12 protein-coding genes are annotated in these 13,036 nt (G+C 51.5%); 7 read left to right on the top strand and 5 right to left on the bottom strand.

Going from position 1 to position 13,036, the window contains the following annotated elements:
- Window positions 1–6: 6 nt before the first annotated feature.
- The 4 genes from B7989_RS07965 to mltG all read right to left on the bottom strand — a co-directional run bounded on the left by B7989_RS07965 (window position 7) and on the right by mltG (window position 3,847).
- The gene (locus B7989_RS07965; protein WP_088627998.1) at window positions 7–879 is read right to left on the bottom strand and encodes a biotin--[acetyl-CoA-carboxylase] ligase; all 873 of its coding nucleotides are present in this window, start codon (window positions 877–879) and stop codon (window positions 7–9) included.
- Complete coding sequence (locus B7989_RS07960; RefSeq protein ID WP_088627997.1) at window positions 880–1,305, bottom strand: hypothetical protein; 426 nt, start codon at window positions 1,303–1,305, stop codon at window positions 880–882.
- 95 nt (window positions 1,306–1,400) lie between these two features.
- Entirely contained in the window at window positions 1,401–2,732 is a 1,332-nt protein-coding gene (locus tag B7989_RS07955; RefSeq protein WP_088627996.1) for an MATE family efflux transporter, read from the bottom strand.
- Window positions 2,733–2,839: 107 nt separating this feature from the next.
- On the bottom strand, window positions 2,840–3,847 hold the full coding sequence (gene mltG, locus B7989_RS07950) for an endolytic transglycosylase MltG (protein WP_088627995.1): 1,008 nt from the start codon (window positions 3,845–3,847) through the stop codon (window positions 2,840–2,842).
- Between the two features lie 97 nt (window positions 3,848–3,944).
- On the opposite strand from mltG, the gene B7989_RS07945 reads away from it, so the two are divergent.
- From B7989_RS07945 to B7989_RS07915, 7 genes are all read left to right on the top strand, one after another.
- Window positions 3,945–4,382 carry a hypothetical protein gene (locus B7989_RS07945; protein ID WP_088627994.1) on the top strand — a complete coding sequence of 146 codons (438 nt, stop codon included), beginning with the start codon at window positions 3,945–3,947 and terminating at the stop codon, window positions 4,380–4,382.
- Window positions 4,383–4,581: 199 nt separating this feature from the next.
- The gene (locus tag B7989_RS07940) at window positions 4,582–6,831 is read left to right on the top strand and encodes a cellulase family glycosylhydrolase (RefSeq protein WP_088627993.1); all 2,250 of its coding nucleotides are present in this window, start codon (window positions 4,582–4,584) and stop codon (window positions 6,829–6,831) included.
- 110 nt (window positions 6,832–6,941) lie between these two features.
- A complete protein-coding gene (locus tag B7989_RS07935; protein WP_088627992.1) occupies window positions 6,942–7,646 on the top strand; it encodes an AzlC family ABC transporter permease in 705 nt (234 codons plus the stop codon).
- Window positions 7,637–7,954: an AzlD domain-containing protein gene (locus tag B7989_RS07930; protein ID WP_088627991.1), complete on the top strand. Its 318-nt coding sequence runs from the start codon at window positions 7,637–7,639 to the stop codon at window positions 7,952–7,954. Before B7989_RS07935 ends, B7989_RS07930 begins: the two co-directional genes overlap by 10 nt.
- Window positions 7,955–7,970: 16 nt before the next feature.
- Window positions 7,971–8,777 carry a hypothetical protein gene (locus tag B7989_RS07925; RefSeq protein ID WP_088627990.1) on the top strand — a complete coding sequence of 269 codons (807 nt, stop codon included), beginning with the start codon at window positions 7,971–7,973 and terminating at the stop codon, window positions 8,775–8,777.
- A gap of 59 nt (window positions 8,778–8,836) precedes the next feature.
- Window positions 8,837–9,322 carry a hypothetical protein gene (locus tag B7989_RS07920; RefSeq protein ID WP_088628067.1) on the top strand — a complete coding sequence of 162 codons (486 nt, stop codon included), beginning with the start codon at window positions 8,837–8,839 and terminating at the stop codon, window positions 9,320–9,322.
- A gap of 143 nt (window positions 9,323–9,465) precedes the next feature.
- Window positions 9,466–11,646 (top strand): fibro-slime domain-containing protein, encoded by a 2,181-nt coding sequence (locus B7989_RS07915; protein WP_088627989.1) that lies wholly within the window; start codon window positions 9,466–9,468, stop codon window positions 11,644–11,646.
- Here B7989_RS07915 and B7989_RS07910 read toward each other — a convergent pair.
- Window positions 11,643–13,028: an MATE family efflux transporter gene (locus tag B7989_RS07910; protein WP_088628066.1), complete on the bottom strand. Its 1,386-nt coding sequence runs from the start codon at window positions 13,026–13,028 to the stop codon at window positions 11,643–11,645. The genes B7989_RS07915 and B7989_RS07910 overlap by 4 nt on opposite strands.
- Window positions 13,029–13,036 lie beyond the last annotated feature (8 nt).

The raw sequence follows: 13,036 nt of genomic DNA, 5'->3' as shown, positions 1-13,036 counted from the left end.
CTTTCTCTAAATCTCTAGGTCGGCGCTGAATACGGTTTCGGTGGTGCCGTCGTCGCATTTGAATAACAGGCTTCCGTCTTCTTGCATGTCGAGGATGGTGCCTGTTTTTTTGATAGCGCCTGCGCCGCTGTCGCGGTTTTGGTCGGTGCAGTGGTTGTTGACTACGATGGTGCCGCGTGCGCCGATGAACTGGTCCATGCGTTTCCAGGCGGCAACCCACGGGCGAATGCCGAAAGCGCGGAATTGTCCGATGGCACGCTCGAGGTTTGCGATAAGCATTTGCAAGAGCTTTTCGCGATTGATCTTTTGACCGCAAATGTCTTTGAGCGTCGTGACGGGGCGGCCCAAGTACGCGTAATCGAGCGGACTGCTGTTGACGTTGATTCCCACACCCATGCTGACCGCTGGTTTCGGCGCCCCTGATGCAGACGGTGCGTATACAATCTCCGCCAAAATTCCGCAGAACTTGCTTTTGCCGCAAAGAATGTCGTTGGGCCACTTGACTGTGATTTTTCCGACGCGTTGGTTTCCGAGTCCTTGTGCGTTGGATTCGTCTTGCAGGCTCTTGAAAACTTCGGCAAAGGTGAGGGCCGCGACCTGCGTGACTTGCGGAGCCGATGCAAGCGGGATTCCGTCTAGCGGAATCAGGATGTTAAAGTAAAGGTTTAACCCAGAGGGGGATGCCCAGGTGCGTTCATGACGGCCACGCCCTGCTGTTTGCGTGTCGGCGACAAACAAGGTGCCAGGCTCGATTTCGCCGGCTGAGGCGCGCGCCTTCATTAAACTGTGAGTGCTTTCAATGCTGTCAAAAAGAATGGCGGGTGCGTTTCCGAATCCGCTTAGCTTCCAGTCGTTAAAGGTTCTTTCTTTGGAGAACATTTATTGGTCTTTTTGCGCGTCTTCGATCATCTTCAAGGCTTCTTCGGGGAAGATGGCGAAGTATTGCTTCTTCTTGTCTTCGAAGAGTTGCAGCAAACGTTCCTGTTCGAACTGTTCGCGGTCGATGTTCTGCATAAAGAATTCGTCGCGGGCGAAGTCGCGGGTGGTCATCTGTTTCTTGATGTCTTCGGAAAGGTCGACGTCGTCCCACAGAATGTAGTACGACCCGACAATTCCGTCGGCAAAGATGTCCACGTTCAAGGTGACGGAATTGCTCTTGGTCGAATCGACCAACTGCACTTTGGTGTCGCGCTTTTCGGGGCGGAACACTTCAACATCGTTCACGGGTTTGTCCAAATCCTGCGACCAGCAGAAAGCTGCTGCGCACAACAAGAACATCACCTTATGCTTGAACGAAAAAATCATAGCTACAATATACAATGAAAACGCCCCAAATAAAAGGGGCGAGCAAAAAAGCGTGATAAAAAGTGGCTTAAAACTTGAATTTGCGGCATTTGGGATCAAACCACGCCGTATTGTTTCCACTTACCGCCGCGCCAACGGATGTAGTTGACAATGGAGCGGTAGAATTCGTCGGAGGCCATGCCGAGCCAGATGCCCACGAGGCCGAGGTTGAGGCCGAAGGCGAGCAGGAGGGCGGTGCCCAGGCCGCAGGTCCACATCATGGCCGAGCCTACGATGGCGGGGAACTTGGAATCACCTGAGGCGCGGAGGGCCGAGGTGATGACCATGTTCGCGGCCTTGAACGGTTGCAGAATCACGTCGCACCACAGGCAGAGCCTGCCGAGGCGAATGACTTCGGGGTCGCTGGTGTAGAACGAAAGCAACTGGGTGCCAAAGAAGGCCACAATAATCGCCACAACGAGTCCGCTTGCGCTTCCGGCGATCAGGCTCTGGTGGAGCCGGCGGTTCGCCTTGTCGAAGTCGTGGGCGCCTACGAGGTGGGCCACGAGAATCTGGTTTCCGCTGCTCAGGCCCACGCTCAAGATGACGGCGAGCATGGCGAAATTCGCACTGAAGATGCGGGCGGTCATGGCGATAATGCCCAAGTGCACCACGATGGCTGTCAGCACCACCTGGAAAATCTGGAAGCTCACGGGCTCGACGGCGGCGGGGAATCCGATGCGGATCCAGTCCGGCAGAATCACGCGGGAACGCTTGAAGTCGGTACGGCGAATCTTATGGTGGACTTTGACGCGCAAGATGACGAACAGGATGCTTGCGGCAATCAGCCACGAAAGCATGGTGGCAAGCGCTACGCCCTTCACGCCCATCTGCGGGAACCCGAGGTATCCGTTCAAGAAGATCACGTTCATGATGGCGTTCGAAATAATCGTGATGATGTTTCCGAACAGGTTCCATACGGTAAGACCGTGGGTCGCGATCAAGGACGTGAGGGTGGATTGCAGGGCACGGAACGCAAAACCGATAGAGACGATATGCAAGAAGTCGCGGGCGTGGTGGGCGGCATCGCCGGTAAGCCCCATCCAGCTTACAATCTGGTTGTTTAGGGGGATTATAACCAGCGTGATTGCAATGCCTAACAAGAAGCTACCCAACAACACCATAGTCTGGGTGGTGCCTGCTTGCCTGGGGCGTTCTGCCCCAATGAATTGCGAGGCGATGCTCGCCCCTGCCTGGGCGAATGCGTTGATGGCCATAAAGAGCGCGCCCAGCACGGGCATTAATGCCCCCACGCCCGCCGCTGCCGATTCCGACGTACGCGACAGGAACCAGCTGTCCATCATGGGCTGGCACGTGGCGATGCCGAAGGTAATGAACAGCGGCCACGAAAGGCTTAATAGGGAACGGTCCTTGACTTGCACCTGCATACGGCGCCAATGTTAGAAAAGCCCCAACCTAAAGGCTAGGGTTTTGAAATTATTTCTGTATACAACTGTATCGGATGAATCACTTTTTAGGGTGACTTTGCCGGATTTTACTCCCCACGGTTCTTGGCGGCAACGTCCTTATACTTGTTGTGGTCGGCCAAGTTGGAGCTAAAGAAATGCGTCATGGAACCGTCGTCTTTTGCAACAAAGTAAAGGGCGTCGGTCGTGGCCGGGAACAGCGCAGCTTCAATTGCCTTGCGGCCCGGGTTCGAAATCGGACCCGGCATGAGTCCCTTGAATTTGCGGGTGTTGTAGGGGCTGTTGCTGTTCAGCTGGCTCTTGTAAATTGGGCCGGTCAGGTTCCTGAAAATGAACCGCACCGTGGGGTCTGCCCCGAGCGGCATGCCAATGCGCAGGCGGTTGTGGAACACCCCTGCAATCAGCGGGCGTTCTTCGGGAATGCCGGTTTCTTCTTCGACCACGCTTGCAAGCGTGAGCACCTTGTGCCAGCTGCCGAGGGTCTTCCACATGGAGCCCGGGCGCTTTTCCATTTCGTCGCGGACCTTGAGGTTCGCGGCCACCATGTGCTTCAGGATGGTCTCTTCGTCGGCGTCAATCGGGAAGGGGTAGGTGTCGGGGAGCAGGTAGCCTTCCAGGGAGTTGGCCTCGACTCCGAGCGAGCGGGCGAACTTCGGGTCTTGGACGAGCTTGTTCCAGCGGTTCTCGTCAAAGTCGGGGTAGGCCTTCTTTATATAGGCCGGGATTTCCCACGAGGCGCGACCCTCGGGAATGGTCACGCGGCGTACGGCGACCTTGCCGCTTTCGATAATGGCGAGTACCTGTGGCAGCGTGAGGCCTGCGGGAATTTCGAACCAACCGGCCTTGAGGCTCGGGTTCAACCTTTTCATGGTCAACCGGAAGGCGAGGTCGTCGCTCCAAATTCCATTCTGTTTTAGGATCTGGAAAACTTTAGAGGGGGAGCTCCCTTTGGGGACCTCGATGAGGGCTGTTTGGGCGTTTTCAGCCGTTGCACCCATCCTGGACTTGAGGTTTGCGGTCAAAAAAGTGCCCAAAAGTGCCAAAATGATGGCCAAAATAAGTAAAATCTTCTTCATATCGCAAAAATTTAAAAGAAATTGTGACGAAAGTCAAAAATAAAAGGTATATTCGTACTTGCATTGTCAAGTTTTTAACCTGTTTCTGAGGAAAGATATGAAAAAGGTGCTCTTAATTGCTCTTGCTCTCATGGTTAGCGTTTCTTTCGCTGCTGGCAAGAAGGTGAAATCCAAGATCGGTGACGTGGACCTGACCAAGGAAAAAGATGGCGGTTCCGTTGTTTGCACGGCTGGTTTCAATGATGAACTTACGATCCTTAAGGATGGCGAAACTGAAGTGCTCGTGAAGGGTCCTTGCGGACAGGGTTGGGTACAGAAGTCTAAGATTGAATACGTTGCACAGGCTGCAGGCGACAAGTCCATGAAACTCGATCAGGTGGACGTGGTCGGCTGGCTCGATAACCCGAGCGCCGTGTTCGTGTTGGAAAACGATGACCTCGACCTCGATGGCGTGAACATCGACCGTGACTTCAAGGAATACTTGCAGCACACGATGGACCGCGAACAGATGGAAATGCACAACAACGAAAACTAATTCGTTTCGCGACATCTCGCTTTCTAGTTGCCTGGCCTAAAAGCCGGGCTTCTTTTTTTTGCGGAACTTGTTGTGCCGCATTTGCGGTGATTAGTCTACATGCGTAAACATTATCAATTTGTTATGTGCGAGAAATCACGTGTAAAATAAGGCCTAATAATCTAAATTTGGTTGCGAAAATTGGTGTATCAGAGGATATATGGCAATCAGATTTAGTGCAAAAATGCTTGGCTTGAGTGTGCTCGCTGCAGGTCTTATTTCTACCTCATTCGCAGTGGCTCCGACTCGTGTGGGTCCGGTGAGCCAGTACGGTCAGTTGCAGACCGGCAAGAACTCGAATGGTCATGGCCGTATTTATGGCTCTTGTCCGACTTATAGTACATCTGGAAACGAAGTCCAGGTCAAGGGCATGAGCCTTTATTGGAGTTCTGCAGATGCCTCCGCTACGGATTTTTATACGGAGACAGCAATCAATACGATGGTGAAGGAGATGAAAATTGAAATCGTCCGCTTTGCTATGGGTATTAGCGAATCGTGGGATTATGGTAGGGGCTATCTGACAGGTGCAGCTGAAAATCAAAAGAAAATGTTGAAAGCCGTGGTAGAGGCGGCTGTCAAGAATGATATCTATGTGATTATCGACTGGCATTCTCATCAGGCTGAAAATGAGAATCAAAAGAGTAAAGCCGTTGACTTTTTTGGTTGGGCTGCGCAAACTTATGGCGGCTACGACAATGTGATTTTTGAGATTTACAACGAACCGATTGGCAGTTGGGGTGAAGGCTCCGCGTCTTCATATTGGCCGTCGATCAAAAACTATGCGGAAAATGTTGTTAAGGCTATCCGTAAGTATTCCGATAACCTGATTGTTGTGGGTACCCCCTATTACGATCAATATCCGAATGTGGTGACTCCCATTGATGACTCTAACGTTGCTTATACCTTCCATTATTATGCGGGGAGCCATTCTGTGTATACAGAAGGTGGTAATGCGGATAAGGCTATGCAAAAGGGCCTCTCTGTTTTCGTTACCGAATGGGGCACTGGAACTGCTGATGGAAAAGGCACTCCTAATGAGGGCTCGAATAGCCCTTGGCAACAATGGATGAACAATAATAAGCTTTCGTGGGCAAACTGGTCTGCATCAAGAATTAGCGAAGGCTCTGCTGCATTCAGTGGTGGAAGCTCCGCTGGAAACCTTGGCTATACGGACTCGGGTAGAATGGTGAAGGGCTATCTTGCTTCGAATCCGAGCTCCTACAAGGCCTGCGCTGCAACGCCTGCGTCGTCTAGTTCCATTCAGTCCTCGTCGAGTGAGGCGTCTAGCAGCTCTGTAGTTTCTTCGAGCTCTGTCGCTTCGTCTTCAAGCGTTGCTTCTTCTTCCAGCATCGTATCTTCTAGCTCTGTCGCGTCCTCAAGTTCTATTCTGTCTTCCAGCTCTGAGGTTGTGTCCTCTAGTTCTGAAACGCCGTCTTCCAGTTCTGTTGAATCTAGTTCTAGCGAAGAATCTAGCAGCAGTGAAGTGGTGGTGGAAAGTTCTTCCAGTGTCGAATCCTCCAGCTCCGAAGACGTTTCTTCAAGCTCTGTCGAATCTAGTTCTAGCGAAGCATCTTCTTCTAGTGAAGAAATCTCTAGCTCTAGTGTTGAAGATTCCAGCAGCTCCGAAGAATCCAGCAGTAGCGAAGAGGTGTTGGAAAGTTCTTCCAGCGTAGAATCTTCTAGCTCTGAACCGGAATCGTCGAACAGCAGTGTCGAATCTAGCTCTAGCGCTGAATCCAGCTCCAGTTCCGAAGAACCGATGGAGTCTAGCTCTAGCGCATCGTCTGTCGTAAGCAGCAGCTCCGTAGAATCTAGCAGCAGCGAAGCGGTTGTAGAAAGTTCGTCTAGTGTAGAATCCTCTAGCTCTGAGGTGCTTGTTTCTTCAAGTTCCGAAGAGGTGCCGAGCAGTTCGTCTGCAGTACCCGCAGTCATTGTGGTGGGTGAATTGATTCAGCAGGTTGTCCAGGGCGGTGACTTTGAAATGGTTACCTTCAATGATGTCGTCTCTTACGTCCGCAAGAGTTGGAATCTCCACTTCTTGAAGATGGAACAGTCGGGCAACCAGGTGACGATTTCGGGTTCTGTACCGAGTTACATTCAGCCCGGTTCCTACAGCGAAACTATTGAACTCAATGGCGAAAAGTATGAAATCAAGCTCACGGTTGAAAATACCACAACCGTGATGGCGCCTGTGTCGAATTCGATCTTGCTTTCTGTCGAAGGTCGCGTGCTCCATGTGGGCGGTGCAACTCTGGCCGATGTCAATGTGTTCGATATGCAGGGCCGACCGGTTGTTGGCTTTAAGCAGGTGAGCGGCTCTGTCGCACTCGACATGCTTCGTCAGGGCAACTACATCGTGCGTGTGCGTTCGGGCTCCAATAGCTTGACCCGCCAGATTTCGATCAAGTAATTAGACTCCTGTAGTGTTGAAGCCCCGCCTTATGGCGGGGTTTCTGTTTTGTATGCATAAATTTATATATCTGCATAATTTTGCCTTAAAGTTTTTCTATATTTGCGCCCATGAAATTTTCAAATGGTGTAAAAGACGGACTTCCGATTGGGCTCGGCTACTTTGCCGTGTCCTTCTCGTTCGGAATTGCCGGCTCCAAGTTGCTTTCTTGGCCGCTGGTCACCTTTATTTCGATGACGAACTTGACCTCGGCGGGGCAGTTTGCAGGATTGCAGATCATGTCCGAAGCCGCGGGTACTTTTATCGAGATGGCGATTGCCACGTTTTTTATCAATTTGCGTTATAGTCTGATGGCGATTTCTTTGTCGCAAAAGGTGGCGCCGTCTTTCGGCACCTTCAAGCGCCTGATGCTGGCAACGGGAATCACCGACGAAATCTATGCGCTTGCTGTAAGCCAGAGTGAACCTGTGACGGCGCGTTATTTTGCTGGCCTCATGGTTCTCCCGTATATTGGCTGGTCTTCGGGTACTTTGTGCGGTGCCATTTGTGGCGAAATTTTGCCTGGCGTTGTGACGAATGCTTTAGGCGTTGCCTTGTACGGAATGTTTGTGGCTATCGTGGTGCCGCAAATGAAGGCGCACCGCCCGACTTTGGTCGCCGTGTTGATTGCAATTGCTTGCAGCCTTGCGTTCAAGTACGTTCCTGCGCTGAGCGGTGTGACGGTCGGCTTTGCGATTATTATTTGTGCACTCGTAGCTTCGCTTTTGGGTGCGGCATTCTTCCCGGTTAAAGACGAGGAGGAATCATGCACTTAAGAGATTACTTCTTGTTCCTGCTCGTGATGGCAGGCGTAACCTACTTGCTGCGTGCGGTGCCGTTCGTACTCTTGAAGGGTAAAATCAAGAGCCGTTTCTGGCGATCCTTCTTGGCGTATGTGCCGTACACGGTGCTTGCCGCGATGACCGTGCCTGCGATTCTCTATTCGACCGACAGCAAGCTTTCGGGTGCGTGCGCCCTGGTGGCGGCAGTCGTCGCTTCGCTCCTTGGCCTTGGGCTGGTGGGCGTTGCCGTGGTTGCCTGCGTGACTGTCCTCGGCGTCGACGGCATTATGCTGTTGGTGTAATTTCTACATTTGCGCTATGCAGCCCGAATTGTGGAAAAAAATCCAGGACGTCTGCGATAAGTTGTCCAAGGTCACCTACGAGAACCTGACGAAGATTATCCGTCTGGAAGCTACGGGGAGTTCCTCTGCCGCGCAAAAGCTGGACGACAGTTTTCAGAATGATGTAGATGCCTGGATGGGCGGCGGCACCTGCTTTAGCATGACATGGCACTTGTATCAGGTGTTCAGGGACATGGGGCTAAATCCGCGTCTCGTCATGGGCCACAAGCGCAAGGAAAAGAACATTCACTGCGCCCTAATTCTCCCCGATCCGGATTCTCACTCGTCTCTCGTCTGTAGCGAGTTTACGAGCGTCCTCTCGGCGACAGAATATCTTTTCGACCCCGGTTACCTGATTTTTGATCCGCTCCCGATTCCCTTGCCGCCTCCGCAAGGCACGGGAACAGCCTTTTTCCCGCTGGTCCCGAATACGGTAAGGCTGGACCGCCCGACAATGGACAGCATGGCCTTGTGGACGGGCGGTGCGGGAGCTCCCATGAAGCTCCGCTTCGAATATCCTGTCGAGGGCGTGTCGGTCGAAGAATTCAAACTGCACTGGAACGAAAGTTTTTACCGCGAAATGATGACGTACCCTGTGCTAAACCGCCTGGACCGCGAGCGTGGCGTGCAGTATTATTACCAGAAGGGGAATCTCGTTACCCGCGATGCGAACGGTTCCCGTATCGAAAAAATCGAGGAATCGGCACGTGTCGAGACCCTGAGCCGCGTTTTTGACCTAAAACCCGAGCTCATTGAGCGTGCAATGCGCATTTTACATAAATAAATTATATATTAAAGGGCGGAATACTGGCGTTGCCCCTTGCAATGCCGAAAGGAGAAAACATGAAGAAACTTGCCCTTATGGCCCTTGTCTCGTTTTCGCTTGCCTTTATGGCCTGCGGCCCTTCCAAGCTCGAAATCCAGGAAGCTTCGTCTCAAAGCGACATTATGTTCGAAGTGCGCCAGGTGCTGAACGACTCCATTAGTTTGTTCGTGGGCAATGTCTTCTACTTGAACTCCAAACAGGCTGTTGCCGACAATATGTACCCGTTGCTGGTAAGCACGCGCGATCCGTCGGAACTTGAAAAGCCGACCGCGACCGACATCATCAATAGCGACGAAGACCTGTTGAATTACCTGCGCCGCAAATCTCCCGACATGGTGAATATCGGGCTTGTCATTGGCGAAACCGCCTACAACGAAATCGGTTTCGAAGAAGCCGATGCCGTTGCAAAGCTTACGGCCATATTCAAGAAAATGGAAGGTGGCTCGCTGGTGCTTTTCCATGAAAAGGGCGGTGAACTGACTGACATGAAGAAGTTGTACTAATAGGGACTTTTATAAAACGGGAAAAGATGTAACAGATGTTACATCTTTTTGCATTTTGGATTATTTTGTAAATAATAACTTGCGTTATGTAAGTTTTTCATATATATTTAGCGTGTTCATTATTGGATAATTAGGAGGTCCGTATGAAAAGATGTTTGTCTGTTATGGCTTGTGCCGCTTTGGCGTGTTCTGCGGCATGGGCTGGTCAAAAGCATTTCTTTATGTTGGTTCCACCCGATATGGAAGAATGGGTGGCATCGGCTCCCATGATCAGTACCGATGGTGGTGTAACCGGTAAGCCGATGACGGCTTACGGATATCTGTGCGGCTGGTACGAGTACACGTTTGCCGACAATGAAGCTACTGATAACGTGGTGATTTTCCGCGATGATGATGCAACGCGCGAAGATATGCTCGGTGTGAACGGCAACTGGGAAACTGGTTCGGCGGCAACCCCGATTTCTTTGAAAACGATCTTTAGTATGGTTGATTCTCTGTTTTTTGTGCCGGATGAATCACAAAAGACCAATGCAGACGGTTTCTATTATAACGTAAGCGAAGTGACTTCGATAGAGGGTATCTGTTCGTATGAATTGTCTTGGATTGTATACGATTCCGATGCCAAGTTGCACCCGGCATTCTCTTGCTATTCGGCCGGTGGTGAAGGTTGCCAGTTTGGTGCACAGGATGTCGATACGACGGCAGCTGTTAAGGCTGTGAACGATTGTATTGGAGTGACTCCGGGAATCGTGGAATCGACGCTTGATGCGACGACTAAGAAACCGAAATTGACTGCAGAAGGCAAGAAATGCTTTATTGACGAAAAGTATTTTAACCAGCTGTTCAATTATACTGAAAATGTGAACGAAATGAGCTGCTACGACATGCCTATTTTGCACATGGAACGTGGCGGTTGGTGGGAATTCAGCTCCGATTACTATATAGCTCCCGGAACACAGGCTCTCGGTGGATTCTTCCCGGTAGAAACAACGACGGATGAGACTGTGAAACTTGCCGGCCCGGACCAAACTCCTGTTGCGGCAGCCCGTACCAAGCGTGATGCCGAGGGTCCGGTGTTCTACGGTCCTTCGCTCAGAAAACTCGACTCTCTGGAAGGCGTTCCTGTAATGGATTTGTTGTGCAATGGCCCAGGTTGGAACAAGGGACTTGACTGTGAAGGCATGTTTGCCGATGGTGGAACCACCGAAGCATTTGTCCAAACGGCCTTTAATTTGCCGAAAACGTATCCGGACAATTGCGTACTTGGTTGGAGCTGCCCCGACGCAGCTCCTGAAGGTTGGCCATTCTTTGAATATGGAACAGATAAACAGGTGCAGAAAGGGGCGATACAATCAGAATACCGCTGGGTATCCATGGTTAAAACCGATGGAACTGGTGGACGCAACCATCATTTCTGCTATGAAACACATGCCAAGTTTACCTACAAGCCGGGACTTCGCTTAGCTCTTCGCGGTAGCGATGACATTTGGGCGTTCATCGACAATAAGCTTGCAATTGATTTGGGCGGTGTCCACCTGGATGCTCCGGGTTACGTGAGCCTTGATGCGTTCAAGGGCGCGAGCGGAACGCTTGTGGATGGTAATATGTATGACGTAGATATTTTCGCTTGCGACCGTCGTACTACCATGAGCAACCTCCAGATTAGAACGAATATGTTCATGCAATCCTTGAACGATGTTGCTATTCAAATCAAGTCTGCCAAGAACGCGGAAAAGCCGGCGGAATCGGAATATGCCATCTGCTATACAAAGATGACTGGACCGTGCGGCATCAGTGGAGAACCGGAGACAATTTGCATTGACACTTCCACGGTTCATAAGTTCACTCAGGTTTCCTACACGCTTGTCAATGGAGTTTCTCTGACGGATTCGATTGTTGATGGCTTTAAGGATCTCTCTACTCCAGGCGTCTATCACGGAGGTATTGACCTTACGAATCTTACGTCGCCTGTAGTTGACAAGTCCAAGATTAATCTGCCTGCAGGTCGCTACACCTTGTTTGTCAATATTGAAGGCAAATCGGCAAAGATTATGACTTTCCGTGTGGGAACCGAAGATGACAGCGCCATCAAGCCTGTTGCCCGTATTGCTGGCGCAAGCTTTACCGTGAAGAACAGTCTGCCGCAGGCCCTTACGATTACCGTGACCCAGTCGGCTCCGGCCAAGTTTGCGGTTATGGATTTGCAGGGACGTGTGGTGCGCCAGGGCGCGCTCGCTGGTGCTGAAACGGTGGTGCCGAACCTCAAACCTGGTTCATACATCGTGAAGGTCGCCCGCGAAACCCGCCGCGTAAATGTCCGTTAATGCAGTTTCTTTAGTTCATGCCAAAGCATGGCCAACCCAATGAAAGCCGCACCTGTGTCGGCAATGGGCTGCGCCATGAATACGCCCTTGAGTTCAAAGAAGTGGGGCAGTATCAGCAAGAACGGAATAAGTAAAATCACTTGACGACAAGCGTTCAGGAACATAGCTCTGAACGCTTTTCCTGTACCTTGGAAAAAGTTCCCCGACACCATGCCGAAGGGAATCATAAAGAAGGCTGCCGCAAAAATGCGCATGGCCCAGGCCGACAGCTTGATGAGTTCAGGATCGTTCGGTGCGAACGGTGCAACGAAGGTTTCTGCCTGCCACATGAGAATGCCCCAAGTCACGAACATGAATCCGCCCGCGTAAATGAAGGCGAACTTGAGCGTTGCCTTGACGCGGTTGTTCAGGCGTGCGCCGTAGTTGTAGCCGATAATTGGCTGCGTGCCGTGAACGAATCCGAGAAGCGGCAAAATGATAATCGAAATAATGCTGTTGGTGATTCCGAAAGCGGAAATTGCCATGTCGCCTCCGGAAAGCGCACCCGTCGTCTTGACGCTGATGTTTCCGTAGGTGGTCAGGCTCCAGGCGAGTATCGCGTTCATCAGGCTGTTGCAAATCTGCATCATGGAAGGCGGTAAACCGAGAATATAAATCTTACGCACGTAGGCGGCGTGCAACTTCATATGGCGCCAGCGAATCTTGATCGGCGATGATTTCTTGACAAAGAACTGCGTAATGAGAGCCGATGCTACCAGCTGCGATGCGATGGTTGCCCAGGCGGCACCCTCGATACCCCAGTGGAATTTCATGATAAAGAGGTAGTCGAGGATGATGTTCGTGACAGCACCCGCGATTTCGCGGAACATGGCCGTTTTCGGGTGCCCCATCGAACGGATAAAGTGGTTCATGCCCGGGGCGATTGTCTGGAAGATTGCCCCGCACAAAATGATGCGCATGTAGCTGCTGGCCACAGGCAAGGTTTGCTCGCTTGCACCGAACAACTTTAGCAGGGGCTCCATGAAGATTTCGCCCAGCGTGAATGCTCCAATCGCCATCAGGATTAACAGCGAAAAGGAGTTGTTCAGAATGATGCTTGCCTGGATGTACTTCTTTTGCCCGAGGCGGATGGCGAAAAGCGTGTTGCCGCCCACGCCCACCATCATGGACATGGCCATCATGAACAGGAAAATCGGAAAACAGAGCGTAATGCCTGCAATGCCGAGACTGCCCACACCCTGGCCCACAAAGAAACGGTCCACTACGTTGTAGAGGGCGTTTACCAGCATGCTGATAATCGCGGGGACCGAGAACTGCAAGACCAGTTTCGGGATACTTGCAGAACCAAAGGAATTAAGGCGCTCGGAATTCAAACTTGACATTTCGGCGC

This window comes from Fibrobacter sp. UWB5 (genome assembly GCF_002210295.1).
Taxonomy (GTDB): Bacteria; Fibrobacterota; Fibrobacteria; order Fibrobacterales; family Fibrobacteraceae; genus Fibrobacter.
The sequence above is the reverse complement of the archived record's forward strand: the minus strand, read 5'-3'. Positions and strand labels throughout refer to the sequence as shown.

Bases quoted from the DNA above. Each gene is read 5' to 3' on its own strand.
- B7989_RS07965 (WP_088627998.1), bottom strand. From the start codon at position 879: ATGTTCTCCAAAGAAAGAACCTTTAACGACTGGAAGCTAAGCGGATTC.
- B7989_RS07960 (WP_088627997.1), bottom strand. From the start codon at position 1,305: ATGATTTTTTCGTTCAAGCATAAGGTGATGTTCTTGTTGTGCGCAGCA.
- B7989_RS07935 (WP_088627992.1), top strand. From the start codon at position 6,942: ATGAAATTTTCAAATGGTGTAAAAGACGGACTTCCGATTGGGCTCGGC.
- B7989_RS07945 (WP_088627994.1), top strand. From the start codon at position 3,945: ATGAAAAAGGTGCTCTTAATTGCTCTTGCTCTCATGGTTAGCGTTTCT.
- B7989_RS07920 (WP_088628067.1), top strand. From the start codon at position 8,837: ATGAAGAAACTTGCCCTTATGGCCCTTGTCTCGTTTTCGCTTGCCTTT.
- B7989_RS07955 (WP_088627996.1), bottom strand. From the start codon at position 2,732: ATGCAGGTGCAAGTCAAGGACCGTTCCCTATTAAGCCTTTCGTGGCCG.
- B7989_RS07915 (WP_088627989.1), top strand. From the start codon at position 9,466: ATGAAAAGATGTTTGTCTGTTATGGCTTGTGCCGCTTTGGCGTGTTCT.
- B7989_RS07910 (WP_088628066.1), bottom strand. From the start codon at position 13,028: ATGTCAAGTTTGAATTCCGAGCGCCTTAATTCCTTTGGTTCTGCAAGT.
- B7989_RS07930 (WP_088627991.1), top strand. From the start codon at position 7,637: ATGCACTTAAGAGATTACTTCTTGTTCCTGCTCGTGATGGCAGGCGTA.
- B7989_RS07940 (WP_088627993.1), top strand. From the start codon at position 4,582: ATGGCAATCAGATTTAGTGCAAAAATGCTTGGCTTGAGTGTGCTCGCT.
- B7989_RS07925 (WP_088627990.1), top strand. From the start codon at position 7,971: ATGCAGCCCGAATTGTGGAAAAAAATCCAGGACGTCTGCGATAAGTTG.
- mltG (WP_088627995.1), bottom strand. From the start codon at position 3,847: ATGAAGAAGATTTTACTTATTTTGGCCATCATTTTGGCACTTTTGGGC.